Annotated in this window: 25 protein-coding genes and 2 pseudogenes; 15 read left to right on the top strand and 12 right to left on the bottom strand. The window is 71.6% G+C overall.

Translation table 11 applies throughout. The annotated features are described in order from the left end of the window. Positions 1–46: 46 nt before the first annotated feature. A complete protein-coding gene (locus tag ABZ876_RS24200; protein WP_361784799.1) occupies positions 47–1,246 on the bottom strand; it encodes an ABC transporter substrate-binding protein in 1,200 nt (399 codons plus the stop codon). 318 nt (positions 1,247–1,564) lie between these two features. On the opposite strand from ABZ876_RS24200, the gene ABZ876_RS24195 reads away from it, so the two are divergent. Then, a complete protein-coding gene (locus tag ABZ876_RS24195; RefSeq protein WP_361784796.1) occupies positions 1,565–2,428 on the top strand; it encodes a hypothetical protein in 864 nt (287 codons plus the stop codon). Between the two features lie 49 nt (positions 2,429–2,477). On the opposite strand, the gene ABZ876_RS24190 is transcribed toward ABZ876_RS24195, so the two are convergent. Then, the gene (locus ABZ876_RS24190; RefSeq protein ID WP_361784793.1) at positions 2,478–3,398 is read right to left on the bottom strand and encodes a LysR family transcriptional regulator ArgP; all 921 of its coding nucleotides are present in this window, start codon (positions 3,396–3,398) and stop codon (positions 2,478–2,480) included. 67 nt (positions 3,399–3,465) lie between these two features. Between ABZ876_RS24190 and ABZ876_RS24185 the strand changes: the two genes are divergently transcribed. From ABZ876_RS24185 to ABZ876_RS24175, 3 genes are all read left to right on the top strand, one after another. Continuing rightward, positions 3,466–4,077, top strand: coding sequence for a LysE family transporter (locus tag ABZ876_RS24185; RefSeq protein WP_361784790.1), 612 nt, complete (start codon positions 3,466–3,468; stop codon positions 4,075–4,077). Between the two features lie 107 nt (positions 4,078–4,184). Next, a complete protein-coding gene (locus ABZ876_RS24180; protein WP_361784787.1) occupies positions 4,185–5,495 on the top strand; it encodes an MFS transporter in 1,311 nt (436 codons plus the stop codon). A 161-nt stretch (positions 5,496–5,656) separates the two neighbouring features. After that, a complete protein-coding gene (locus ABZ876_RS24175) occupies positions 5,657–6,028 on the top strand; it encodes a DUF6479 family protein (RefSeq protein ID WP_361784784.1) in 372 nt (123 codons plus the stop codon). A gap of 63 nt (positions 6,029–6,091) precedes the next feature. Here the strand turns inward: ABZ876_RS24175 and ABZ876_RS24170 are convergent, their stop codons facing one another. Together ABZ876_RS24170 and ABZ876_RS24165 are read right to left on the bottom strand one after the other, a co-directional pair. After that, positions 6,092–7,057: an ATP-dependent DNA ligase gene (locus ABZ876_RS24170; protein ID WP_361784781.1), complete on the bottom strand. Its 966-nt coding sequence runs from the start codon at positions 7,055–7,057 to the stop codon at positions 6,092–6,094. A 3-nt stretch (positions 7,058–7,060) separates the two neighbouring features. Next, positions 7,061–8,023 (bottom strand): Gfo/Idh/MocA family oxidoreductase, encoded by a 963-nt coding sequence (locus ABZ876_RS24165; RefSeq protein WP_361784778.1) that lies wholly within the window; start codon positions 8,021–8,023, stop codon positions 7,061–7,063. A 281-nt stretch (positions 8,024–8,304) separates the two neighbouring features. Here ABZ876_RS24165 and ABZ876_RS24160 point away from each other — a divergent pair. Further along, positions 8,305–9,751, top strand: a pseudogene (locus ABZ876_RS24160) (M1 family metallopeptidase). Here ABZ876_RS24160 and ABZ876_RS24155 read toward each other — a convergent pair. Then, entirely contained in the window at positions 9,729–11,285 is a 1,557-nt protein-coding gene (locus ABZ876_RS24155; RefSeq protein ID WP_361784836.1) for a phospholipid carrier-dependent glycosyltransferase, read from the bottom strand. The pseudogene ABZ876_RS24160 and the gene ABZ876_RS24155 sit on opposite strands and share 23 nt — an antisense overlap. Before the next feature lie 266 nt (positions 11,286–11,551). Next, entirely contained in the window at positions 11,552–12,052 is a 501-nt protein-coding gene (locus ABZ876_RS24150; protein WP_361784775.1) for a hypothetical protein, read from the bottom strand. A gap of 252 nt (positions 12,053–12,304) precedes the next feature. On the opposite strand from ABZ876_RS24150, the gene ABZ876_RS24145 reads away from it, so the two are divergent. Continuing rightward, a complete protein-coding gene (locus ABZ876_RS24145; protein ID WP_361784772.1) occupies positions 12,305–12,835 on the top strand; it encodes a hypothetical protein in 531 nt (176 codons plus the stop codon). 271 nt (positions 12,836–13,106) lie between these two features. Here ABZ876_RS24145 and ABZ876_RS24140 read toward each other — a convergent pair whose 3' ends face one another. Next, a complete protein-coding gene (locus tag ABZ876_RS24140; RefSeq protein ID WP_234518760.1) occupies positions 13,107–13,367 on the bottom strand; it encodes a hypothetical protein in 261 nt (86 codons plus the stop codon). Between the two features lie 152 nt (positions 13,368–13,519). Further along, positions 13,520–13,912, bottom strand: a complete 393-nt coding sequence (locus ABZ876_RS24135) for a helix-turn-helix transcriptional regulator (RefSeq protein WP_361784769.1) — start codon at positions 13,910–13,912, stop codon at positions 13,520–13,522. Positions 13,913–14,143: 231 nt separating this feature from the next. On the opposite strand from ABZ876_RS24135, the gene ABZ876_RS24130 reads away from it, so the two are divergent. From ABZ876_RS24130 to ABZ876_RS24110, 5 genes are all read left to right on the top strand, one after another. Then, the gene (locus ABZ876_RS24130) at positions 14,144–14,359 is read left to right on the top strand and encodes a hypothetical protein (RefSeq protein ID WP_361784766.1); all 216 of its coding nucleotides are present in this window, start codon (positions 14,144–14,146) and stop codon (positions 14,357–14,359) included. Positions 14,360–14,566: 207 nt separating this feature from the next. Further along, entirely contained in the window at positions 14,567–14,785 is a 219-nt protein-coding gene (locus ABZ876_RS24125) for a hypothetical protein (RefSeq protein ID WP_361784763.1), read from the top strand. Positions 14,786–14,864: 79 nt separating this feature from the next. After that, complete coding sequence (locus ABZ876_RS24120) at positions 14,865–16,751, top strand: hypothetical protein (RefSeq protein ID WP_361784760.1); 1,887 nt, start codon at positions 14,865–14,867, stop codon at positions 16,749–16,751. Positions 16,752–16,897: 146 nt separating this feature from the next. Beyond that, positions 16,898–17,572 (top strand): hypothetical protein, encoded by a 675-nt coding sequence (locus ABZ876_RS24115; RefSeq protein WP_361784757.1) that lies wholly within the window; start codon positions 16,898–16,900, stop codon positions 17,570–17,572. Positions 17,573–17,901: 329 nt separating this feature from the next. Then, the gene (locus tag ABZ876_RS24110; protein WP_361784754.1) at positions 17,902–18,552 is read left to right on the top strand and encodes a DUF4360 domain-containing protein; all 651 of its coding nucleotides are present in this window, start codon (positions 17,902–17,904) and stop codon (positions 18,550–18,552) included. 89 nt (positions 18,553–18,641) lie between these two features. On the opposite strand, the gene ABZ876_RS24105 is transcribed toward ABZ876_RS24110, so the two are convergent. Continuing rightward, positions 18,642–19,109: a peroxiredoxin gene (locus tag ABZ876_RS24105; RefSeq protein WP_361784751.1), complete on the bottom strand. Its 468-nt coding sequence runs from the start codon at positions 19,107–19,109 to the stop codon at positions 18,642–18,644. Then, positions 19,106–19,486, bottom strand: coding sequence for a hypothetical protein (locus tag ABZ876_RS24100; RefSeq protein ID WP_361784748.1), 381 nt, complete (start codon positions 19,484–19,486; stop codon positions 19,106–19,108). The genes ABZ876_RS24105 and ABZ876_RS24100 overlap by 4 nt, the downstream gene beginning before the upstream one ends. 161 nt (positions 19,487–19,647) lie before the next feature. Here ABZ876_RS24100 and ABZ876_RS24095 point away from each other — a divergent pair, with 161 nt between their 5' ends. Beyond that, entirely contained in the window at positions 19,648–20,466 is an 819-nt protein-coding gene (locus tag ABZ876_RS24095) for an SAM-dependent methyltransferase (RefSeq protein ID WP_361784745.1), read from the top strand. 33 nt (positions 20,467–20,499) lie between these two features. Here ABZ876_RS24095 and ABZ876_RS24090 read toward each other — a convergent pair whose 3' ends face one another. Then, positions 20,500–21,420, bottom strand: coding sequence for a helix-turn-helix transcriptional regulator (locus ABZ876_RS24090; RefSeq protein ID WP_361784742.1), 921 nt, complete (start codon positions 21,418–21,420; stop codon positions 20,500–20,502). Between the two features lie 96 nt (positions 21,421–21,516). Next, the gene (locus ABZ876_RS24085) at positions 21,517–21,747 is read right to left on the bottom strand and encodes a DUF397 domain-containing protein (RefSeq protein ID WP_361784739.1); all 231 of its coding nucleotides are present in this window, start codon (positions 21,745–21,747) and stop codon (positions 21,517–21,519) included. A 288-nt stretch (positions 21,748–22,035) separates the two neighbouring features. Here ABZ876_RS24085 and ABZ876_RS24080 point away from each other — a divergent pair, with 288 nt between their 5' ends. From ABZ876_RS24080 to ABZ876_RS24070, 3 genes and pseudogenes are all read left to right on the top strand, one after another. Then, positions 22,036–22,509: a hypothetical protein gene (locus ABZ876_RS24080; protein WP_361784736.1), complete on the top strand. Its 474-nt coding sequence runs from the start codon at positions 22,036–22,038 to the stop codon at positions 22,507–22,509. Positions 22,510–22,648: 139 nt separating this feature from the next. After that, on the top strand, positions 22,649–24,316 hold the full coding sequence (locus ABZ876_RS24075; protein WP_361784733.1) for a SpoIIE family protein phosphatase: 1,668 nt from the start codon (positions 22,649–22,651) through the stop codon (positions 24,314–24,316). Next, a pseudogene (locus ABZ876_RS24070) lies at positions 24,313–24,953 on the top strand (B12-binding domain-containing protein); the annotation flags it as partial. The gene ABZ876_RS24075 and the pseudogene ABZ876_RS24070, both read left to right, overlap by 4 nt. Positions 24,954–25,091: the final 138 nt, after the last annotated feature.

Raw genomic sequence — 25,091 nt, 5'->3', positions numbered from 1 at the left:
GCCCGCCGTGCCGCGCGGCACGGCGGGCCTCACCCCCGGGGACGTGTCAGCCCTTGATCTCGGTCCAGGCCTGTACCCACCGCGAGTACGGCACGCACTTGACGTCGGTCCGGCCGTCGAGACACTGCTCGATCGGTGTCGTCCAGAACGCGATGTCCTTCCAGTAGCTCTCGTCGGTGGCATGGAAGGTGTCACAGAACGCCGGGTCGCTGGTCTCGTCGCAGGACTTGATGTTGGAGGGTGCCTCGCCGTAGTACTCGGCGACCTCCGCGTTGACCTTGGGAGAGATGATCCAGTTCATCCACTTGTACGCGCAGTTGGGGTGCTTCGCCTTGGCGGACAGCATCCAGGTGTCGGACCAGCCGGTCGCGCCCTCCTGCGGAAGGACCGCCTTGACCTTGGCGCCCTCGCTCCGTGCCAGGTTGGCTATGACCTGCCAGGTGGTGCCGATGACCGAGTCGCCGCTCTTGAAGGCGGAGATCTCCTTGAGGTAGTCGTTCCAGTACTCGCCGACGCTGGGACGCTGCTTCTTCAGCAACGCGACGGCCTCGTCGAACTGTTCCTGGTCGAGCGCGTACGGATTCTCGATGCGGAGCCCCGGCCGGGTCTCGCGCAGATAGAGAGCCGCGTCCGCGATGTAGATCGGCGAGTCGTACGCCGTGAGATGTCCCTTGTACCGGGAGGCGTCGTCGAACACCGCGGACCAGGACGATGGGGCGGGGGAGACCTCACGCGTGTTGTACATCAGCAGATTGGCGCCCCGGCCGTGCGGGATGCCGTAGGCCGTGCCGTCGACGGAGTTCCAGATCTGGTCTTTCAGCCCGAAGAAGACGTCCTTGTAGTTGGGCACCAGATCCGTGTTCACCGGCGCCGCCTCGCCGGAGGCGATGAGCCTGAGGGAGGCGTCACCCGACGCGGAGACGGCGTCGTAGGCGCCCGTCTTCATCAGCTTGACCATCTCGTCCGAATTGGCCGCCACCTTGTTGCTGACCTTGCACCCCGTCTGCTTCTCGAAGGGGGTGACCCAGTCGGCCTTCGGGTCCGTGGAGCCGTCCTCCACATAACCCGCCCAGGCGATCAGATTCAGCCGGCCTTCCGTGGAGCCCAGCGTCGACTGCGCCTTGAGATCAGGTGGGTCGAAGCCCGCCGAGGAGGACGCGTCCGACTCGGCGAACAGCCCGCAGGCGCTGACGAGCAGCAGTGAGCAGGCGGCGGCCGTCGCTTTCAGGGATCTGTTCAGGCGCACGGAAATCTCCACGGTGTGGGGGAGTGGGGGGAATCGGGGGCGGATGTGTGGCGGCGGGTGGCAGCGGGTGCGTGGGGCGAGCAGGATGCGACGCGGACGGAGATCGCGGCGGTGCGGCCGTGCACGGCATCCGGCGTCGGGACGGGGCTGGCTGTGGGCCCGGCAGTCCGCCCGCGGGGCAGGGTGACGCCGTCGGCCGGACTGGGGTGGCCCACACCATACGGAGCGTCGCCATTTCGATCAACTTGCCTCTGTGTAGAGCCAGTTGACGGAGAGTCAAGATGCGGTGAAGCGAACCGGGCGTATACGGTCGAGGTCATGCCCGACTTCCCGCAGCAGACCGGCTCTTCGCCGTGCCTCGCCGTCCCCCAGGCCGTCCCGACGGGCTCGAGCCCCACCGTGAGAGACGGCGGCCGTGGCACGGGTGCGGCCACGGCGACGCTCGGCACGGACACGGAGGCCGGCGTGGCGGCCCGGGTCCGCGGCACCCTGGAAGCCGTCTTCGACACCGTGTCCCGGGTCCGGGCCGACACCACGGCCCTGCTGACCCGTATCGCCGCCCAGGGCCGTTCCCCCGTGACCGCCGACCTCGCCGAGCTGCGCCCCGGCCTCCATGGGGACCTCGCCCGGCAGGAACTGGTCTCCGGCGTCGGCTTCGTGACGGTCCCGGGACTGCTCGACGACGCGCCGGCCTGGCTGGAGTGGTGGCAGAGCGGCTCCGACGGGGTCGTCCGGCCGCTGCTGCTGGACCTCGATCCGCGGCAGTCCGCGTACTCCGACTACACGCACTGGGACTGGTTCACGCTGCCCCGCGACACCGGCCGCCGCGCCGTCGCCGGACCGTACGTCGACTATCTCTGCTCCGACGAGTACAGCCTGACCCTGTCAGCGCCGGTGCACCTGGCGGGCCGGTTCGCCGGGGTCGCTGCGGCCGACATCTATCTGCGGCACTTCGAGGCGGCCGTGATGCCGCTGCTCCAGGGGCTGCCCGGGCCGGCGCACCTGGTCAACGCACGCGGACGGGTGGCGGCCTCGGCCGACCCCGCCCACCTGGCCGGCTCGCTCACCAAGGGCCCCGACTTCGGCGCCCTGCTCACCGAGGCGCGACCGGACCGCCACGAGGGAATGCGGCTCGTCCCGTGCGACGGCATCCCGCTCGTCCTCGTCGTCGCGGAGGGCTGACCCGACCGAGCGCCACCGCCCGGCGTGGGCCGGCACCCCTGTCGCCGGATCAGGCGCGTGGCGCCGCGCCGAGCGCCTCCGCGGCCGCCGCCGCGACCGTCTCGGCCACCGCCGCGAGCGCGGCGGACTCCAGTTTCCACTGCTGCCAGTACAGCGGGACGTCCGACGGCCGGTCCGCGGCCAGGTTCACGAGCCGCCCGGTCCGCAGCAGCGGCCCGGCCTGCTGCTCGGGCACCAGGCCCCACCCCATTCCGGCCGCGACGGCGTAGACGAACCCCTCCGACGTCGGCACGAAGTGACGCCGCGTGCCCGCTCCTTCGGCGGTCCGCAGATCATGCAGGAAGCGGTCCTGGAATTCGTCGCGCCGGTCGAAGGCGACGACGGGCGCGTCGCCGATCACCTCGCGCAGCGGCACCTCGGGCCATCCGCCCAGCCACCGGTCGACGAACCCGGGACTCGCCACGGCCAGGTACCGCATCCGTCCCAGCTGCCGCACGCTGCACCCCGCCACCGGCTCCGGCGACGACGTCACGGCGGCCATCACCCGCCCCTCGCGCAGCAGCGCGGCCGTGTGGGCCTCGTCCTCGCGGCGCAGTTCGAAGCAGATCCGCAAATCCTCGGGCACCCGGGCGAGCGCCGACAGGAACCAGGTCGCCAGCGAGTCCGCGTTCACCGCGATCGACAGCCGTGTCGTCTCCCCGGTACCGGTCATACCCAGCTCGGCGCGGGCGTCCCGCTCCAGCCGGGCGAGCTGGCGGGCGAACCGTACGACCACCTCACCCGACTCGGTCGGCCGCACCGGCTTCGTCCGGGTCAGCAGTACCCGCCCGGTCCGCTGCTCCAGCGCCTTGACCCGCTGGCTCACCGCCGAGGGCGTCACGTGCAAGGCGCGCGCGGCCGCGTCGAACGTGCCCTCGTCCACCACCGCGAGCAGCGTCCGTACCTGGTCCAGAGGGAGCTCCCACATCACGAGCGCTAAGGATACGTAAGGATCTTTAGCTGTACTTCCGAAACTCTTCCTCCTTAGCGTGCCTGTCATGACCCACGCACTGACCGCGCTCGTCGCCGGATTCGGCACCGGACTGTCCCTCATCGTCGTGATCGGCGCCCAGAACGCCTTCGTCCTGCGCCAGGGACTCCGCCGCGACGCCGTCCTCGCCGTCGTCGGCATCTGCGCCCTGTCCGACGCGGCGCTGATCGCGCTCGGCGTCGGCGGGGTCGGCGCCGTCGTCGTGTCCCGGCCCGGGGCGCTGACCGCGGTCGGCCTGATCGGCGGCGTCTTTCTGCTGGTCTACGGCGCCCTGGCCGCCCGCCGGACGCTGCGGCCCTCGGCCCTGCTCCTGGAGGGCGCCTCCGAGCGCTCCCGCAGGCGAGCCGTGCTCACCTGTCTGGCAATGACCTGGCTCAACCCGCACGTCTACCTCGACACCGTCTTCCTGCTCGGCTCCCTCGCGGCCGGCCACGGCCCGCTGCGCTGGACGTTCGGGCTCGGCGCGGCCCTCGCCAGCCTGAGCTGGTTCGCCTCCCTCGGCTTCGGCGCCCGGCTGCTCGGCCGTTACCTGTCCCGCCCCTCCGCCTGGCGCGTGCTGGACGCCGTGGTCGCGGTGACGATGATCACAACCGGCGGCCTGCTGATCGCCGGAGCCTGAACCCGAAGCCGGGCCCGAGCCGACGGGGCCGCCCCGCGCGGGGAGCACCAGCCCATCGGTGATAGTGAACCGGGAATCAAAAGGTGTACGAGGCAGCTAGGAAGTCCGTGGACACGAGCGAGAGCACCACCGACAACGGAACAGCGGCGCAGGGCGACGGGCAGAACGGGACGGGAGCGAGAGGACGGGGCTGGCGCCGCTGGGCGATGGACACCCGGCCGCTACGCCGTCCCGCCTACCGCCGCCTGTGGTCCTCGACGATCGTCACGTCGGTCGGCAGCCAGCTCACCGCTGTCGCCGTGCCCAAGCAGATCTACGACATCACGGGCTCCTCGGCGTGGGTGGGCTACGCGAGCCTGGCGGGCCTCGTGCCGCTCGCGCTGTTCGCCCTGTGGGGCGGTGCGATCGCCGACAGCATGGACCGTCGCAGACTCCTTCTGCTCACCAACTCCGGTCTGGCCGTCACGTCCGTGCTCTTCTGGGTCCAGGCGGCCATCGGTCTGGACTCGGTGTTCGTGCTCATGGCGCTGCTCGCCCTCCAGCAGGCCTTCTTCGGACTCAACTCACCGGCCCGCAACGCCTCCATCGCCCGCCTGGTCCCGGCGGACGAACTCCCCGCGGCCAACGCGCTCGGCTCCACCGTCATGCAGACCGGCCTGGTGGCGGGCCCCCTCCTGGCGGGTGTCCTGATCCCTGTGATCGGCTTGTCCGAGCTCTATCTGATCGACGCCGTCGCCCTGTGCGCGACGGTGTGGGCCGTGATACGGCTGCCCGCTCTGCCGCCCCTGACGACGGCGGCGAAGAACAGCGCCGGCTGGCAGGCGATAGCCGAGGGCTTCCGCTACATCTCCCTGCACAAGGTGCTGTTGCTGTCCTTCCTCGCCGACATCATCGCCATGGTCCTGGGCATGCCCCGGGCGCTGTTCCCGCAACTCGCCGCCCGTACCTACGCGTCCTACGGAGAAGGCCTCGCCCTGGGACTGCTGTTCGCGGCCATTCCGATCGGCGCGGTGCTGGGCGGCCTGCTGTCCGGCACCTTCTCCCGCGCCCGCCGCCACGGTCTCATGGTCATCGTGTCGGTGATCGCCTGGGGGGCGGCCGTCGCCGGCCTCGGGCTGACCACCAACCTCTGGGTGGCCGTGGCCTTCCTGGCCGCCGCCGGAGTGGCGGACATGGTCTCGATGGTCTTCCGCGGCGCCATCCTGCTGTCGGCCGCCACCGACGAGATGCGCGGCCGGATGCAGGGCGTGTTCACGGTCGTAGTCGCGGGCGGCCCGCGTCTCGCGGACGTCCTGCACGGCACGGTCGGCTCGGCCCTCGGTGTCCGGGCGGCCATCGCGGGCGGTGGCCTCCTGGTCGTCCTGGCCACCCTCGGTCTCGCCGTCGCGACACCGGCACTGCGCGACTACCGGATCTGACCGGCACCCCATCGCGGAATACAGGGCCGGCGGGACCGGTCTTCCCCGGACGAATCCCCGGACGCACGGCACCCGTACTTCCAGCGGTTTCCCCGGGATTCCCGGGCAATTCCCAGGAATTCCCGGGGGCGATTCCCATTCCGCGGGGGTATGGTCAGGTCATGAATACGGTGAGCTTTGTACTCCTGGCCGTATCGCAGGAACAGATCAACGTGTTCGTCGCCTTCATCGGCGGCATGGTCGTCTCCGGGGCACTGATCTGGGCCGTACGGGTCGGCATGACCGTACGGGACCAGGAACCGGAACCACCCACCCCGGAGGAGCAGCCCCACCTGCCCGACGGCGGCGCGGTCCTCGAGGAACGGGAGGTCCGGGAGCCGGAAGAGGTACCGCACGCCGCGCAGGAGAGCGAACGCCTCATGCCGTACCAGCTCCACCACGCGGCGAGCAAACGCTGCGACGACCAGCACCGCAAACGCTGGCTCCCCGGTTCCAGCGGCGCGTTCGGCAGCGGCGGCCCGGGCCACCACTGAGCGGCCGGCCACCGCCCCGGCACGCCACAGCAGCGCGTCCGGGACGCCGGGCCCCGGCGCCCGTCACGGCAGATCGGCCGCCGACTCCTCCGGCGTCAGGTCCGGTCGCATCCGCAGCCATGACGGCTGTCTGAGCAGACCGGACCGGGTGCGGGTGCTGTAGCGGACCTCGCCCACGAGTCTCGGCAGGACCCAGCGGGCCCCCGGTACCCGGGGGTCGCGGTCGAAGGGGCACACCCGTGACTCCACGCCCTGAAGCATCCGGGCGAGCTCCACTCGCTCGGCCTCGCTCCAGCCCGTCCCCACCCGGCCCACATAGCGCAGCCGCCCCGCCTCCCGCTGCCCCACCAGCAGCGCCCCCGGCAGGCCCGACAGCCTGCCTTGGCCTGGCAGCCAGCCGCCGACGATCACGTCCACGGCCCGTACGTTGCGGATCTTGATCCAGGACCGGGACCGCACCCCTGGCTCGTACACCGAGTCCAGCCGCTTGCACACCAGCCCCTCCAGACCGTTCTCCCGGGTCGCCTCGAGGGCCTGGGCGCCGTGTCCCACGATCGCGCCCGGGGTCGACCAGTGCGGCCCGGCCAGCGCGAGCGCCTCCAGCTCCTCCCGTCGCCGTGCGTAGGGCAGCGCGGTGAGGTCCCGCCGCAGGAACATCACGTCGAACAGCACCAGGTGCACGGGCGTCTGCGCCGCGCGGCGCGCCGCCAGCGCCGGGGAGTGGGCCAGCCCCATACGGGACTGGAGCCGCTGGAAGTCGCCCCGCCCCCGCTGGTCCGGCGCCACCACCTCCCCGTCCAGCACGGCGGGTGTGGCACCCAGGACGCCTCCCAGCGGACGCAGTTCGGGATACGCCCCGGTGATGACCTCCCCGGACCGGGCGCGCAGTTCCAGGCTGCCGTCACCGGGCAGATAGACCACCGCTCGCTGACCGTCCTGTTTGGTCTCGTACGCCCAACGGTCGTCCTGCCGGGCGGGCGGCAGCGAGCCGGGAGTGGCGAGCATGGGGGCGATCAGCGGAAGTCTCACGGGTCAGTTGTGGACGCCACCGGGCGCCGCCACGCGCCCCGGCCCGGCGTTTTCCCCTGAACGGCGCCTGAGCTGTCCCTGTGCGGCCTGAGCGATCAGCTCCTGGAGTCGCAGCCCCCGCCGGGCGTCCAGCTCGCCGGACACCCCGGCGCGCACGGCGGTGGCGAACTCGCGCCGCAGCATCGGCCAGGCCTCCTCGTAGTCGAGCCCGTCGGAGTCGTACACGAGGGGAGGCCGCGGTCCGAACAGCTCGATGCGGGTGCCGCCCTGCGGGACGTTCACCGAGCCCGACAGCGAGCACTGGCTGATCGCCCCCGTGGTGTGCTCGCACGTCAGCTCGATCCAGTGCCGGGGATCTCCCGTGCCGCGTACCCGGGCGACGGGACCGACCGCCGCGTCCAGCAGGTCGAGCAGATGCGGCCCCACGTCGAGCAGCGCACCGTGCTCCAGGCGCCACGGGGTCGCGAAGTCTCCGCCCAGGAAGGCGCCGCTCAACCCGTGGGAGCGCGCGCCGGCGACCTCCGTCTGCCGCGCGGCGGCCAGGAAGCGACGGGCCGCGGGGTGGTAACGGTGGGACAGAACGAGCTGCGAGACGACACCCGCCTCCCCGACCGCTTCCGCGAGCCGCCGCGCCGAGGGCAGATCCGGTCCGAGCGGCTTCTCCAGCAGCAGGGCCTTGCCCGCCCCCGCGGCTCGCCCGGCCAGCTCGGCCTGGACCGCCGGGGGGACCGAGAAGGCCACTGCCTCGCACGCGTCCAGCAGTTCCTCGAACCGGGTGGTGGCTTTCGCACCGTAGAGGGCCGCGATCTCGCGGGCCGCCTCCTCGCGGCGCGCCCACACCGCCGTCAGACGGGTCTCGGGCCCGGCCGCCAGCACCCGCGCATGCACCGCGCGCGCCCAGGGCCCGGCGCCGACGAGCCCGACCCTCACAGGTTCCCCGGTCCACGGTGGCAGCAGGTCAGTCATGCAACGAACTCCATCACGTCTCCGCGGGCTTGAACAGAACGGGCATCGGCGGAGCGGGCATCGGCAGCACGCGCATCGGCGGAACCCGCACTGGCGGAAACGGCAGCGGAAACGGGCATTGGCAGCACGGGCTTGAAGAGTAGGGGTATGAGCGGATCCGCCTCGCGATGTGTGTTCAACGGGCCTGAAATTCAAAGGACTTGACCAAACACCGGTGATTCCGGAGCAACGCCGGCCCCCTAGGCTGACGGCCGTTGGCCACCACCTCCACAGGAGTCACCGTGACGCCACACCGTCGGCAGACCCGCAGACGCAGCACCGTCCTTCCCCGGCAGGCCGTCGCAGGAACGGTCCCCGTGGCGCTCGCCGCCCTGCTTGCGGCAGCGGGGCCCACCGCGGCCGGCACCGTGGGCTCGTCCGGCGCGGGAGACCCGTACTTCCCGTTCGAGGGCAACGGGGGCTACGACGTCCGTCACTACGGCCTGACCCTCGGCTACGACCCGGGCAGCGGCCATCTCGACGGGCAGGCCGTTCTGCGTGCCCGGGCCACCCAGCGCCTCACCCGCTTCGACCTCGACCTCAAGGGCCTGACGGTCACCGGGGTCACCGTCGACCACATGAAGGCGTCCTTCCGCCGCGACGGACAGGAACTCCTCGTCTCCCCGAAGCACACGCTGCGCAGGGGCCAGGACTTCCGTGTCGCCGTGAGCTACCGGGGCAGGCCCCGGCCGGTCACCGACCCCGACGGCTCGCTCGACGGCTGGCCCCACCGACGACGGCGCGTTCGTGGCGGGCGAGCCGCAGGGCGCCATGACCTGGTTCCCCACGAACGGCCACCCCCGGGACAAGGCGTCGTACGACATCACCATCACGGTCCCGCAGGGCCGCACCGCCGTCTCCAACGGTGTCCTCCTCGGCCGGAAGAGCGCCCACGGGCACACCACCTTCCACTGGCGCCAGTCGGAACCCATGGCCGCGTACCTGGCCACCGCGACCGTCGGGAGATTCGAGGTCGAACACTTCACCACCCGGGACGGCATCGAGGTCTACAACGCCGTCGACCCGCGTACCGCGTCCGCCGCGGACCCCGTCCTCAAGAAGCTGCCGTCCGTCCTCGCCTGGGAGAGCAGGCTCTTCGGCCCCTACCCCTTCCGCGCGGCCGGAGCAATCGTCGACAAGGCCCCGCAGGTCGGCTACGCGCTGGAGACGCAGACCCGGCCCCTCTACGACCGGGCGCCCGACCTGAGCACCCTGGTCCACGAGAGCGCCCACCAGTGGTTCGGCGACTCGGTCGGTCTGGTCCGCTGGCAGGACATATGGCTCAACGAGGGCTTCGCGACCTACGCCGAGTGGCTCTACGGCGAACAGCACGGAGGCGCGACGGCGCAGCACACCTTCGACGCGCTCTACGCCCGCCCCGCGAGCGACGGCCTGTGGGCCTTCCCGCCCGCCGATCCGGGCAGCGGGGCCCACCTCTTCGACACACCCGTCTACGCCCGGGGCGCCATGGCCCTGCACCGGCTGCGCACGGCCGTCGGCGACCCGGTCTTCTTCCGCATCTTGCGCGCCTGGGCGGCCGGGCACCGGGGCGGCCACGGCACCACGGCACAGTTCGTCCGTCTCTCGGAGCGGCTGTCGGGCAAGGACCTGGGCGCGCTGTTCCACACCTGGATCGGCGCCGCGGGCAAGCCGTCCAGTCCCCGGCTCAGGGGCGCCGGAAGATCGTGATCGAGTGACCGATGTCGTCGATCGCCGTGCTGCCGCGGATCAGCCGCTTCAGCCGGCCCTCGGCCTTGGCGATCGACGTGTCGGACACGACGAGCAGTCCGTGCACCCGGTCCGGCGGCACCTTCAGCGGGTCGCGGCCGTGGATGCCGTACCAGGAGGGCACGCCGCTGCCCTTGTAGACGAGCCAGACGTCCCGCTCCCGCGGGTAGCGCTCGCGCAGCCGGTCGGCGAGCCGCCCCAGGTCCTGGCCCCAGTCGACGTTGGAGTCGTGGAGCCTAAGATGGGTCTTCGAGGGACCGCCGAAGGCCTCGTTGGAGTACGGCAGGTAGTACGGGTAGGTCCGCAGTGAGCTGACCGCGACGAACACGACGAGCACCGCCGTCACGGCGTACGCCCACCGCCGTCGCAGAGCGAGCACACAGGCGGCCGCGACGGCCAGGAACACCGGAACGAACAGGGCGTAGCGCACCCCGAGGTCGCGCGAGCCCTGCATGGCCGCGGCCAGCAGCACCGCCGGTACCACGAGCACATACGGCACGGCGGCCCGCAGCGGGGGCACCGCCGCCATGGCGCCGGCGCCGGCCAGCCACAGCGCCAGCATGCCGAGCGGCGTCTTCACCAGCAGCGCGGCCGGCAGGTAGTACCACAGGGCACCGGTGTAGAGGCGGCCCAGCAGATAGCCGCGCCATCGCGCGTTCTCGAAGCCGAACTGGATCCGCATCCCGTCGCGGTACGCGTCGGGCAACGGCAGCCAGTCGATCAGCATGCCCCGCAGGCCGTGCACCGCCGGCACATCCGCGGGTGTCGTCCACCGCAGCCGGGGATCCACGGCCAGATACACCGCCCACACGACTCCCACCAGGATCAGCGCGACCCCGGCCGCCGCCGCCAGGGCGTGCGCCGTACGCCGCCACCGGGGAGCCGTACCTCCCGTCGCCCGCCAGTACGACCAGGCGGCCAGTGCCAGCAGGACGGGGACCGCGGGCAGCGTGCTCATCTTCGTGGCGACGGCGGCACCCGCCGCCGCACCGGCGAGCGGCAGATACGGCAGCGGCCGTCGCCGGGCGCGCCACAGCATCCACGCCGCGGTCACCACGAATCCCGCTGCGGGCACGTCCAGGGTGGCCAGGGAGCCGTTGGTGATCAGGTCCGGGGAGAACGTGTACAGGGCCAGCGCCGCCAGCCCGCCCAGCCGTCCCGCGAGGTCGCGCGCGAACCCGAAGACGACCAGCCCGAACAGCAGCGTCACCACCATCACCGGCAGCCGGGCCCAGAACATCACCCGCCACGGGTCGTTGCCGGACTCGTACAGCAGCCGCCGTCCCAACTGCCCCTGGTCGCCCTCGAAGCCGGGCTTCAGGCGCGGATGCGCGAACACCGCGCCGGTCGCGACGATCAGCTTGCCGAGCGGCGGATGCTCCGGGTTGAAGCGCAGGCTGTGCTCCCGGGCGTACACCACCGCCGTGCCCACGTAGACCGGTTCGTCGATGGTGGGCGTCTGCCGTACGGCGGTGGTGACCATCGCGACCGCCATCTGCGCGAGCAGGGTGACCACCAGCAGCGCGAGCAGCGGCCGCCGGTGGCGCCGCAGCCGCTCCCGGCGGAGCCGGCCCTCATGCCCGCCGTCCGACGCGGCACCGAAGGCAGCGGTGCGCCCGTCGTCGGCTGTGAGGAGCGACCGCTGTTCGTACATCGTCATGCCCTTTGCTACGTCGGCACGGTATGACCTTGCTCAACGGCGAAGGGGCCACGTCGCCCGCACCGGAACGGCGAACGACGGACCGCGGCCGCCCGGGCCGTTCAGGGCCGGGCATACTCCTGCCGCACGGTGGAGGCGAGGTGGGCGAGGGCCTCCTCGGCGCGGGTACGGTCGGCGGCGTCCAGGGCCGCGAGCGCGTCGGCGGCGGCTTCCCGCACCGGCCGGGGCACTTCGTCGAGCGCGGCCATCCGGTACGCGACCGTGCGCCGCGCGGCCCGCTCCTCCGCAGTGACCCCCGCCGGTCCCGTGCGCGGGAAGACCGCGGCCTCGTACACGGCGACGTGCAGGAGCACCCCGTGCGCGATGCCTTCGGCGTAGCCCCGTACACCGGCCTGCCGCCGGGCCGCGGCGAAGTGCGTCAGCGCCCGTCGGCGGAGGAAGAACGCGCAGAGCGCGGTCGCCGCACCGGTGCACGCCGCGGCGGCCAGGGCGATCCGGGCCCCGCCGAAGAGCGCGCCGACGAGAGCGCCGCTCGCGGTGGTCAGGCAGACCAGCCCGGTGACGAGCAGGCGCAGTGCGCGGGCGGGCGTGATCGGGGCCATGGCGTGCAGTGTGCCAGCCGCCGCTGTGACCCTCCGAAAGCGCCCCGTGGCCGGTTCTTTGCGGGTGGCGTTCTGCGTGATGTGCGACACGTGCGCGATCGCCCCTTCCGGGTCCTTCGGGCGATCCTTGCTGCGCACGGCTTGATCGGTGATCAAGAGCGGCAAAATCGCTGGCCACGTGGTGTTCGGCGCATTTGACACTTTGTTGCGCGCGCGGATAGGAAACATGGCGCGGAAGTGGAGAGGTGGACTGTGCGCGAGCCCCAGGTGATCGGTGACTGGCAGGAATGCTCGGACGAGCATGCCGGTCTGCGTGTCCGCGTACACCGTCTGGAAAAGGCGGAGCCGCCGCGCGGGCGGGACGATGCGGCCGAGGGCCTGACGTATTTCCGCTTCCGGGTGACCGTCGAGAACCGGGGAGGGGACGTCGTCGGCATCCACCTCGAAGACGGTCAACTCGACATCCGCACCGGCGCCGACGGCGAGAGCGCTTTCCTCGACTGGCGCAACTCGCAGTTCATCGAGGGCTTCGATCTCTATCCGCTGCGCCGCGCGACCGCGGTGCTGTACGCGGCCGCTCCGGAGTCCTGCCTGGCCCTCGTCGACATCCAGGTGCAGATCAAGGCGGGCGACGAATGGGCCGACCGGTATCTGTGGTCCGGCGATCTGAGCGCGCCGGACGGCATGCCCGGAACGGGTGCCCGTCCCGACGGTGTGTCGGAGATTCTGGCCGGACAGATCAGCACGTTTCTGCGCGAGCAGGCGGAACGAGGGCCGAGCTGACCCCAGGGGCCGAGGCGACGCGCCCTAGTCGCCACGGTGCCGCCAGTACCACACGGCACCGGCCACGAGGGCGAACAGGAAGACGAGCGGCACGATCAGGCCGGGGATGCGAGCCGGGCTCATGGCGCCGCCCGGAAGACGGGGCCGTGGCGCGGTGGTGCGGTCTTTCCCATGGCTGTGATGGTGCCCTGCTCCGGGGCTCCGGGCGATGCTCCTGGTGTCCGGAATTGCGTACGAGGTGGTCCCCGCGCCCGGTGGCGGCTCCACCGGCTCACTCGCGGTAGACGGTGAGCACGGCTCCGTTGACCTCGATGCGCTGCGGGGTGGGTCCCTCGCCGCGGCGGAGCATGGCGAGGCACTGGTCGAACAGCGCGAGTTCGTCCTCGCTCAGGACGGCCGCCGCAAGATCGAGCAGTTCACCGATGGCGGCGTCGGTGAGGTCGGCCGGCAGTTCGCCGGAGAGCAGGACCACGGATTCTCCCGTCGGCCCTTTGACGATGGCGGTGGTGGGGCCGCCGTGTACGAAGAGCAAGGTTCCCCCCAGTAAGCCCGGGGCGAGCGGCTCACGGACCCGGGCAGGAGGACGAGACTAGCGGCGGATCATGGGTGTTTGGGCGGGAGTGGCTTCTTTTTGCGGAAGTGGCCGGTGGGGTGCCGGTCCGCTCCGCTTGGCGCCGACTGCGGTCAGGAAGCGTCCGAACCGCGCTTGAGCAGCGACTCGACCAGCGCCGCGACATGACGGCGGTCCTCCGCCGACAGGCGCTGCACACTGGCGATGAGCACATCCACCTCGGGGTCCCCGGAGGCGTCGGAGACGGGCGCCGGCTCGCCGGCCGGGGCGTAGAGATGGATGCCGCAGGCCTCCGCCGCGGCCTGGCGGATGGTCCGCAGGGGCAGTCCCAGGCCCTGCGCCAGCCCTTCGAGGGTGGCCGGCTGGGGCATACGGGTCATGTGGTCGGCGGTGGCCAGGTGGTGGACCGTGGAGCGGGGGATACCTCCGCGGCGGGCGACGTCGCCGTACGACCAGCGTTCGCCGTCCAGCCGCTCGCGGATGATCTGCTGCAGTGCGTTGGCCACCGATGGTCACTTCCTGCTCGCCGCCGGGCGGAACTCTTCCGTGTCGGATCATTCTAGGGGCGACTTGGGTGAGTGACGGAAGGTGTTCTCCCGAACCGCTTGCGTCACAGCGGTCGCGGCGCCTAGTGTCCAATCTCGTTGGACAGCCCGTCCGACGGAGTTGGACACGATCCGGGGGGACCTGATCGTGTCCGACGGGAACACATCGCGAACCCTGAGGGGGAATCGATCATGATGGATCCTCGTGAGCTGGACGCCGAGTCCGCGGAGCTGCTGCCGGGCCGTGAGGCCCTCGGTCGGCTGAAGTTCAGCTTCGGCAAGACGGTGAACGTCACCAAGCACGTCGCCAACGTCTCCGCGCACAACGAGTCGGCCGCGCTCAACGACCACTCCCTGTGGTCGGTGGCGGACTCGGGCGCCGCCCAGTCCATCAACATCAGCCAGTGATCCGGTGCCGCACGGGTCGGCGCCCCGGCACCGTGCGGCACCCGGTACCGCCGCGGCGACGCATCACCACACACCTCCGCCCGCCGCGGCGGTACCCCCACCTGGCTTCGCAAGCCGACGACACGTCACCACCTCTCGCCGGGCGGTACCTGAACCCGCCCGGCCCCATCAAGCCTGTCAACGAAGTTCTTCAGGAAAGGACACGCCATGAGCATGAACGCGTACGAGCTGGAAGCCGAGTCCGCGGAGCTGCTGCCGGGCCGTGAGGCCCTCGGTCGGCTGAAGTTCAGCTTCGGCAAGACGGTGAACGTCACCAAGCACGTCGCCAACGTCTCCGCGCACAACGAGTCGGCCGCGCTCAACGACCACTCCGCGTGGTCGGTCGCCGAGTCCCAGGCCGCTCAGTCGATCACCATCAAGCAGTAACCCCCGTAAGACGAGGGCACATTCGGCGGACCGCGCTCAGGGCACGCGCGGTCCGCCTCTTGGGGGAGGAAAGGCGCACATGACGCTGCTGGGGGACAACGCCGCGGCACTGTACGACACCGGCCCGGTACCCGGGCCCGGGGGGATGCCGGTGACCTACGAGCAGGTCGCCACCGGCGGCTCGACCGTCGTCGGCCTCGAGAAGCCGGTCGTGCCGCGGCTCAGTGCGGGACTGCAACTGCACGGCGAATACCAGGGATCGGGGTTCACCGAGCCCAGGTACATCGCCCGTCGGGGGGACGGGCAGGTCGTGCAGCTGACCCGGCTGCTCCATCTGGTCGCGTCGTCGATCGACGGCAACCGCGACATCGAGACGATCGCCCACCGGGTCAGCGCCCGGTTCGGACGCGAGGTCAGCGCGGAGAACATCCGCTACCTGATCGAGAACAAGCTCGACCCGCTCGGTGTGACGGTCCCCGAGGGGCAGGAGGACGACCAGGTCTCCGCGCCCCGATCGGACCTGCTCCTGGCCCTGAAGGGGCATCGCGTCCTGTTCAACGAGCGGCGTGTGGCGAGGATCGCCCGCGCGCTGGCCTGGCTGCACCGGCCCCTGGTGGTCATGGCCGTGCTCGCGGGGATCGCCGTGCTGGACGTCTGGCTGTTCCTGTTCTTCGGCGCGATCACTCCCGTGCTGGAGGTGCTGGACCAGCCCGTGCTGCTGCTCGTGGTGTTCGTGCTGACCGTGGCGTCCCTGGTCTTCCACGAGTTCGGCCACGCCTCGGCCTGCCGCTACGGCGGCGCCCGGCCCGGCTGCATCGGCTGCGGACTGTTCCTCATCTGGCCCTCGATGTACACGGACGTCACCGACGTCTACCGCATCGGGCGGGTCGGCCGGCTCCGCACCGACCTCGGCGGCGTCTACTTCAACGTCGTCTTCATGCTGGCCATGGCCGGCGGCTACGCCCTGAGCGGCCAGGCGTTCTTCCTGGCCGCCGTCTATCTGGGGCACTTCGAGATCCTCGAACAGCTGATGCCGGCCGTGCGCCTGGACGGCTACTACATCCTCGGCGACCTCGCCGGAGTTCCCGACCTCTACGGCAAGATCAAGCCGATCCTGCTGAGCCTGGTCCCGGGAGCCAAGGGACGCAGGGCCCGCGCCGAGGTCGCCGCGCTCAAGAAGTCGGCCCGTGTCATCGTCGCCACCTGGGTGCTGACGATGGTGCCCCTGCTGGTCGGCGAGCTGGGCTACGCACTGTGGAACCTGCCCCGGATCACCACCACCATGTTCCGTTCGCTGACCGAGCAAGTCCTCGGCACCGGCGGCGCGTTCGCACACGGGCAGATCGCGGCGGGCCTGATGGGCGTGGTCGGCTGCGTCATGCTGCTGTGCCCCATGGCGGGCGTCGTCTATCTGTCGGTGAAACTCGGCGGGCGCCTGTGGCGGGGCGCCGCGAAGTCGACGGCCGGACGGCCCGGACTGCGCGTGGCGTTGTGCGGGGTGATCCTGGTCGGACTGGGCGGCCTCAGCTACGCCTGGGTGTCGGGTCTGACGCCGGAGCCGCTGCCGAAGAAGCCCCCGATCGCCCCGATACTGCAACCCGGTGTGTCCACCTCCGCCCCGCCCGCACGGCGCGCCACGACACCCGGCCAGCCCGGCGTCACGCCCTCGGCGACGGTCTCGGGCGTGCCCTCCGGCACGGTGTCCCCGAGCGCCTCGGCCGGTCCCTCCGCCTCCGTGAGGCCGTCCGGCTCCGTGAGTCCCGGGCCCAGCCCCTCGAACCCGCCGTCCGGGGCCCCCGGCGGCAAGCCGACCGGCAGTCCCGACCCGAGCGGGGGCCCGGCGTCGGTTCCCCCGACCCCCGCCTCCGCCTCGCCCTCCACGCCGTCGTCTCCGGCCGACACCCCGTCCGTGCCGGCCGCGTCGAGCGAGCCGCCCGCCGGGTCGCCCACGCCCACCGCTTCCTGAACACCCCGGGCCACGCCCCGGGGGTCGTACGGACCGGTCCCGGTCCTGGGCCCGGGACCGGTCCCCGCCACCGGCCGGCGGTGCCGTGCATGCACCCCGGTCCGGCGGCGCACCGTCCGTCGACATCACTCCAGCGGGAGACCCAAGTGAACCAGCACCGCAAACCCCGTACGCATTCGGCGTTCACCCAACGCGCCGTCCGCATCGGTCTGTTCGCCGCCGGCGCGGCCGGCATCGCCACCGCCGTACCCGCGCAGGCGGCGACGGGAACGCCTGAGCACACGGCGGTCGCCGTCGACCAGACCTTCAGCCGCGCGGACTTCCATCACCACGCGCAGGCCAAGGACTCCTTCACCGTGCGCCAGTTCGGCACGGTCGACGCCGCGACCGTGCGCAATCAGGCCAATGCCGTCGGGGTGGGCTGCTCGGTCGACGACCACTGCCGCTCGGTCGCCCTGTCCTTCCAGATCGTGACGATGGCGGGGGAGCACACCCATCTGACCGCCCTGAACCGCGGTGACGCGGTCAACAACCACTGCGGCGGCTGTCAGACCCTCGCCGGCGCCTACCAGTTCGTCGTCTCCACGCCACGTCCCCTCACCCTGGACCAGGAGACCAGGCGGCGCCTCGCCGACATCCACGGGCGGCTGGACGCGCTCACCCGTTCGACCCTGCCGGCCACCGACCTGAGGAAGCGGGCCGACGCCCTGGCCGCCGAGGTCAACACCGTGCTCCACGACGCGGTCGCGCACGCGCCCAAGGGCGCCGAGCAGCCGACCGTCACCCTCCACCGCCACCTGGACGGCTGGCCCGCCCACTGACCGGGCCGGCCCGGTCCGCCGCCCCCGGAACGGCGTGGGGCGGCGGACCCATGCCTTCGGCGACCCGGCGCCAGCACGCGACGCACGATTGGCCGGAGATGGACGTTCCGGCTGTGTGGCGCAGTACATACGATGCGGTCGCTCCCGGCCTTCACAGCTCTTTCACAGGCCGGGTGCTGCGCGTGTGATTGGCATGCGCATGCTCGGTACGGCTCGGTATCTGATCCAACGCACCTGGTCCGCGACGGTCCCGCCTGCCCGCGGGACCGCACCCCCCAACACCCGGCGGTGCGTACCGCCGGAGAACCGATGCAACGGATGGGAGAACCATGGCTGGTGGACTGTTCCTCGGCGGCGCGATCGCCGCGCTCGTCGCCACCGCAGTGCCCGCGCAGGACCCGTCCGGCGGGTTCACCGACCCGCCCCCGGACAAGATCGTCATCAAGGTCGCCACGGTGAACGGCTCCGGCTGCCGCCAGGGCACCGCAGCGGTGGCCGTCTCCCCGGACAACACCGCCTTCACGGTGACCTACAGCGACTACCTGGCCCAGGTCGGCGGGAACGCCGACCCCACGGCGTTCCGCAAGAACTGCCAGCTCAACCTGATCGTGCATGTGCCGCAGGGCTTCACGTACGCCGTCGCCAGCGCCGACTACCGCGGCTTCGCCGCCCTCCAGCGCGGGGCGAGCAGCACGCAGAAGGCCTCGTACTACTTCCAGGGCTCGTCGAGCACGGCGGCGCGCACCCACCCGTTCTCCGGTCCGTACAACGACAACTGGCAGGCCACGGACAGCACGGACTGGGCGCAGCTGGTGTGGGCGCCCTGCGGAGTGCAGCGCAACTTCAACATCAACACCGAACTGCGCGTCAATGCCGGCACATCGGCGCCCGGCAGCTCGAGTTTCATGACGATGGACTCGACGGACGGTGACATCAGCACCATCTACCACCTGGCCTGGAAGGAGTGTCCCGAGTCCTGACGTCCTGCCCGTCCTGCGTCACCGGCTTCCTCGCACCGGAGCCGGTGACGCAGGACGCAAGGCGCTGCCCGGCCCAGGGTGGCCGGCCGTCAGGTCCTGCGGGCGCGCAGGGCGGCCAGCGCCCGGTCGGCGTGCGCGCTCATCCGCAGTTCGCTGCGCACCACCTCGAGGACCGTGCGGTCCTCGCCGATGACGAAGGTGACCCGCTTGGTGGGGGCGAGGGAGAAACCGCGCCGGACGCCGAAGCGCTCCCGGACCGTCCCGTCCGCATCCGACAGCAGAGGGAATCCCAGGGCGTGGCGGCCGGTGAACTCCCGCTGCCGGTCCACGTCGTCACCGCTGATGCCGACCGGCCGCGCCCCGACGGCCGCGAACTCGGCGGCCAGGTCCCGGAAGTGGCACGCCTCGGCGGTGCAGCCGGGCGTGAGGGCGGCCGGATAGAAGAAGAGCACGACCGGCCCCTCGGTGAGGAGTTCGGACAGTCGCCGCTGCGTCCCGGTCTCGTCCGGCAGGGCGAAGTCCTCGATCCGGGTGCCCACTTCGATGCGATCCGTCATGATCTCTCCTCTGAGTTCCTGGCCACGCCACGCGCCCACAGCACCAGCGGCACCTGGAGCGGCAGCCGGGCCAGGGCGGCGGCCCGCAGGGGTGCGGGACGCTCGCTCCAGTCCACGGCCATCTGCACGTTCGCAGGGAACACGCCGACGAAGAAGGCCGCCGCCGCCCGTGCGGCCGTACGGCGTGTACGGGGCGACGCCACCCCGGCCGCCAGCGCCAGTTCCACGGCACCGCTCGCATAGGTCCAGGCCCGGGCCCTGCCCGGCAGGGCGCGCGGGACGATCGCGTCGAACTGCCGTGGCGCCGCGAAGTGCCCGACGCCCGCGGCGGCCAGCAGGCCCGCGAGCAACAGGGGTGAGCGTTGCGACCGTGACACCGTTCCTCCTCCGGACAGGCTCGAGCGCATATTACTGGAGGGTACGCGTCCGGGTGGACGGCGTACTTCGCCAGACGGCTGGCACCGGCCGACGACCCTTCCCTAGGATTGGGACGCCCGTCGAGCCGGTCCCGACGGCATGGCATGGATCTGGGGGAACGATGCAGCCAGGAAGGCAGTTGTCCACGTCGATCGACGCCACGGTGCCGACGGCCGCCCGCATGTACGACCACTACCTGGGCGGCAAGGACAACTACACGGTCGACCGGGCGGCCTGCGAGGCGCTGGACAAGGTCGTGCCCAGCACGCGGGCGCTCGCGCTGAACAACCGGAGGTTTCTGCAGCGCGTCGTGCGGACCCTCGCGGGGGAGTACGGCATCCGGCAGTTCCTCGACCATGGATCCGGACTGCCCACCCAGGACAACGTCCACCAGGTCGCGCAGCGGATCGACCCCGGCTCCCACGTGGTGTACGTCGACAACGACCCCATGGTTCTGGTCCATGGCCGGGCGCTGCTGGAGCAGGACGAGCGGACCGCGGTCATCCAGGCCGACATGCGGGACACCGAGGCCGTCTTCTCCCACGCGGAGACCCGGCGTCTGATCGACTTCTCGCAGCCGGTGGCCGTGCTCTTCAACTCGGTCATGCACTGCATTCCGGACAGCGAGACCGACGGGCCGCCCGCCCTGGTGCGCCGTGTGGCCGAGCGTCTCGTGCCCGGCAGCTACCTGGTGATGTGCCAGCTGGTCAGCGAGAACCCCGAAGTACGGGACTTCGTCACCGATTTCATGGCCCAGGCCACCCAGGGGCACTGGGGCCGCGTCCGTGAGGAGAAGGACGTCGCCGCCTGGTTCGAGGGGATGGACATCCTCGAGCCGGGCCTGGTGGAGGTGTCCACCTGGCGACCCGACACTGAAGTGGCGCCGCGGCAACTCACCCAGGAATGGATCGAGTTCGGCGGCGTGGGGCGCATCCGCTGACCTGGCCGGAGACCGTGGCCCGCTGATTTGGCGTCAGCGGGCCGAGTAGCGATCCTCCAGCGTCGTCCGCAACCGCTCCAGGGACGCACGGGGGTTGAGGGCCTCGTCGGCGAGCCGGTCCAGCACCACCCGGTACTCCTCCGTCTCGTCGCGGTCCTCCAGGAAGTTGGCGCTCCTGATGTGCTCCAGGTAGACGATGTCCGGCAGATCGAGACCACCGAAGCGCAGATAGGTCACCGGGATCGCCGGGGCCGACGCGTGCGTCACGTCCAGCGGCACGATCTGCACGGTCACATGCGGCAGCCGGGCCATCGCGACAAGGTGCTCGAGCTGTTCGCGCATCACCTCGCGGCCGCCCAGTACCCTCAGCAGGACCGACTCGTCGAGAATGGCCCACAGCTGAGGGGCGTCGGCGCGCGTCAGCAGCTCCCGCCTGCGCATGCGCAGTTCCACCCGGCGTTCCACCTCGGCGGCCGACGCGGTCGGCAGACCCCGCTCCACCACGGCCCTTGTGTACGCCGCGGTCTGAAGCAGTCCGGGAACGTATTGGATCTCGAAGGTACGGATGGCGGCCGCCGCCTCCTGGAGCCCCACCAGACGGTCGAACCACTCGGGCATCAGACGCTTGTCGTAGCGCTGCCACCAGCCGGGCTCACCGGCGCGTTGCAGCAGCTTGACCAGGACGGTGCCCTCGTAGTCGTCCGCTCCGTAGAGCCGCAGCAGCGCGCGGACATCGCCCTCCGTGGGCGGCCTGCGGCCCTTGCCCGCCTCGATGCGCGACAGCTTCGCGGGACTGAAACCCAGAGCCCGCGCCGCCTGTTCCTGCGAGAGTCCGGCAGCCTCCCGGATGCCTGCCAACTGCACCCCGACCAGCATCTTCAGCAGAGTCGGAGCGGGCTCCGTCCGCGTCAGATACGGTTCGAGGCGGGAGATGCGGTGCGACTCGGCGGACATCGTGGCTCCCAGCTGGCCGACGGAAAAGCGGAGCCGCAGTATCGCATCCGTCCGGCCCTCGCCGCATGCGCCGATGAGACGACTTTCCGCACCGCCTCACGTCAGATGGTCGAACTCCCCGTCCTTCGCGCCGGCCAGGAACGCCGCCACCTCCGCGGGCGTGTACACGAGCGCGGGCCCTTCCGGATCGCGCGAGTTGCGCACCGCGACGCTGCCGTCGGCCAGGGCGGCCAGCTCCACGCAGTTGCCCTCGGCGTTGCTGTGCCGGCTCTTTATCCAGCGGGCTTCCAACGCGCTGGCCCGCACTCCGTTTGGCACTGAAGACACCGCAGTCTCCTCACTGACGTTCCGTCACGGGACCGGAGCACGCGGGCGTGCCCTTCCTGCATCCCGTCGTTCCACTCGTCGTGCAATTTCCCATGCAATTGCACGACGGCACTGACTGTGTGGATAATAGCGGCGGCGTCAATCGCACGACGTACGCCACATGCTGACGTCGCATCAGGGAGATGTCGTGTCATCACCTGGGTACCGGATGGCAGGCCCGCTCGTCGGGGCCGCGCGCGGGGCAGGGACGACGGGGGCCCGGCGCCACACTGTTTGCGGGGAGCGGACATGGCGACACCACTGAAGGGCCTGGAGCGGGTGCCATGGGGCACGATCAAGGACTCCAGCGGATCCGCGGAAGCGATCCCGCTTCTGCTCCGCACCCTCGCCCGGGGTGACGAAACCGCCGCGAGAGCGGCACTGGGCGATCTGCGGGCACGTATCTGCCAGTACGGCTTCGTCGTCGATCAGGCGACGGCCGCCACGGTTCCCTTCCTGTGGGAGCTGGCCAAGCAGCCCCAGGTGACATGCCGGGTGCAGATCGTCCGCCTGCTCAAGAGCATCGCCGCCGCCCGGCAGTGGGAGAGCACCGCCTCCGTGTACCCCAAGCTGCTCCACCACCGTCACAACTACGTGGGCTGGGAGCGGGAGGCCCGGCGCGCCGTACACGCCGACCGTGGCACTCTGCGGCAACTGCTCACGGAACCGGACGCCGAACTCGCCGAGGCCGCCGCCGAACTCGCGTCCGCACTGGCCGCCTGAGTTCGGAAACGCCCCGGCCGGCGCCGGGAACGGACTGCTTGCGGATGACCGCCCAACGCGAGATGGTTGCCGTACGACAACAGCCTTGTCCCTCGTGCGACGGAGAAAGGAACAAGCCGCGGACGCGAGCCCCCTGCCTGTGGACACTTCCCAGCGGTCCTCGTCCGCCCCGCCCGGCAACGGTCACAGCGCGGCCTGGGGCAGTGCCCCCTGCCCGGTCGTGGTCGCGGACGGGCGTGGCCGCGTGGTGGAGCTGAACGCCGTTGCGGCGAGCCTGTTCCCGGAGGCGGGACACGGGTCGTCGCTGCGTGACGTCGTACCCCCATGGCTGTTCGAGGCCCACGACCGGTTCGCCTCGGATGCGGCCGAACAGCACCCAACCGACGCAACTCCCGCGTCCGGGCGGATCGGTGAGCGCTCGTTCGAAGCCCGCCCCGCCCCCTCCGGGTGCGACCACGTGATGTGGTGGCTCATGGACGACACGGACCGCCGTGCCGCCGAGGAGGCGCTCCGCAGCGAACGGGAGCGGACCGCCTTCCTGGCCAGGGCCTCCACCACCCTGCTGGCCTCGCTGCACGTCGAGACCTGCATGGAAGCCGCCGCCCGGCTGGCCGTCGAGCATCTCGCCGATGCGGCCGTCACCGTCACTCCCGGCCGCGGCCGGGGCCACCCCGTCACCTCGTGCGGGCCCTCGGGCGAGGTCAGGCACACGACCGTGCGCGGGAACCCGGAGGACGTGCCGGGCCTGGCCGAGGCCCTGCGCGGCTTTCCGCCCGTGCCGTCACGCTGGATCGACCCCGGAGCGCTCCCGGACTGGGCGGTGCCCCAGGACCTGGCCGGACCGGTGGGCTCCGTCGTGGTGTCACCGTTGCCGGGGCACGGGGTACCCGCGGGAGCACTCATCCTGCTGCGCACCGAGGACCGCAGGACGTTCGGCGAGAACGAGGAGGTCTTCGCCCGTCTCTTCGCCGCGCGGGCCGGCGCCGCGATCTCGGCCGCGCGGATGTACGCCGACCAGACCGCCATCACCACGACCCTGATGCGCGAACTGCTGCCGCCGCAGTTGCACAGCGTGCACGGCGTGGAGTTCGCCGGCGCCTACCGGCCCCACGGCGGGGACGAACGCGCCGGAGGCGACTTCTACGACGTGCACCCGGGCGCCACCGACGAGGAGGAGACCCTGGTCGTCCTCGGTGACGTGTGCGGCAAGGGGCTCGAGGCGGCCGTGCTCACCGGGAAGATCCGCAACACGCTCCAGGCGCTGCTGCCACTGGCCGCCGACCACCAGAGCGTCCTCGGCCTGCTCAACGGCGCGCTGATCGACTCGCATCACACACGCTTCGCCACCCTCGCCCTGGCGTCCGTCATCCGTCGAGGCGGCACCGTACGGCTGCGCGTCACCAGCGCGGGACACCCCGCGCCCCTGCTGATCCGCGCCGACGGCCGCGTCGAGGAGGCGGACACGCGCGGCACCCTGGTGGGTGTCTTTCCCGAGATCACCTCCACCACCGCACATCTCGAACTCACGCCCGGCGAGACCTGTCTGCTCTTCACCGACGGGATCGTCGAGGCCAGGGGAGGGCCCTGGGGAGACGAACTCTTCGGTACCGACCGTCTGAAGGCGGCGCTGGCGGAGTGCGTCGGCATGCCGGCGGAAGCGGTGGTGGAGCACGCGCAGACGCTCGCGGCGCAGTGGGTCGGCGGCGGCGGCCACCACGACGACATGGCGGTGGTCGCCGTGACCGCACCGCACCACGCGCACCTCAGCGCCGTCGACGGCCGCACCCGGGGGAGGTACACCGCGTGAGCACGACACCCGTCCGGACCGCCGCGACGGCCGGACGGGATGCGGTCCGCGACCGGCTCTGGCAGGCGGTTCGCGCCGGCGACGAGTACACCGCCTCCGCGGTGGTGCTCGCCGCCCTCCGGGACGGAACCGGCGGGGAGGCCGCCCTGCTGGACCTGATCGCCCCTGCGCAGGCCGGAGTCGGCATGGAATGGGCCGCGGGACGCCTCACCGTCGCACAGGGGCACGCGGTCACCGCCGCGCACGACCGGGTCATCGCCGCGCTCGCCCACCACCCCGAACACCGCGGCGAGACCCCCGGCCGGGCCCGCGTGACGGCGGCCTGCGTGGACGGGGAATGGCACGCCCTGCCCGCCCGGTTGCCGGCGGAGGTCCTGGGACTGCGCGGCCGGCGGGTGGACTTCCTCGGCGCTCAGGTGCCGACCGCGCACCTGATCACCCGTCTGCAACACACCGGCCCGTACGCCGTCGCGTTGTCCTCGTCCCTCGCGACCGGACTGCCCACGGCGCACGCCGCGATCACCGCGGTTCAGGCCGTCGGGGTGCCCGTCGTCGGGGCGCGGCCTTCGGACCCGGCGGCCGGTACGCGCGGGCGCTGGGTGCCGACGGCTCGGCACCGGACGCCCGCGAGGCCGCCGTGCCGCTGGACCGCGGCCTGGACAAGCCCGATCCGCTCGGCGCCCGCCGGCCCGTGGACGCCGCGCGGCGGCCCGCCCGTTGTGCCCGGCGCTGAGTTCCTCGCGACCAGGCTGGGGGACTTCCCATGGGCCCGTCG

The sequence above is a fragment of the Streptomyces sp. NPDC046931 genome (genome assembly GCF_040644655.1).
Taxonomy (GTDB): domain Bacteria; phylum Actinomycetota; class Actinomycetes; order Streptomycetales; family Streptomycetaceae; genus Streptomyces.
This window is presented reverse-complemented; position numbering and strand designations above follow the sequence as displayed.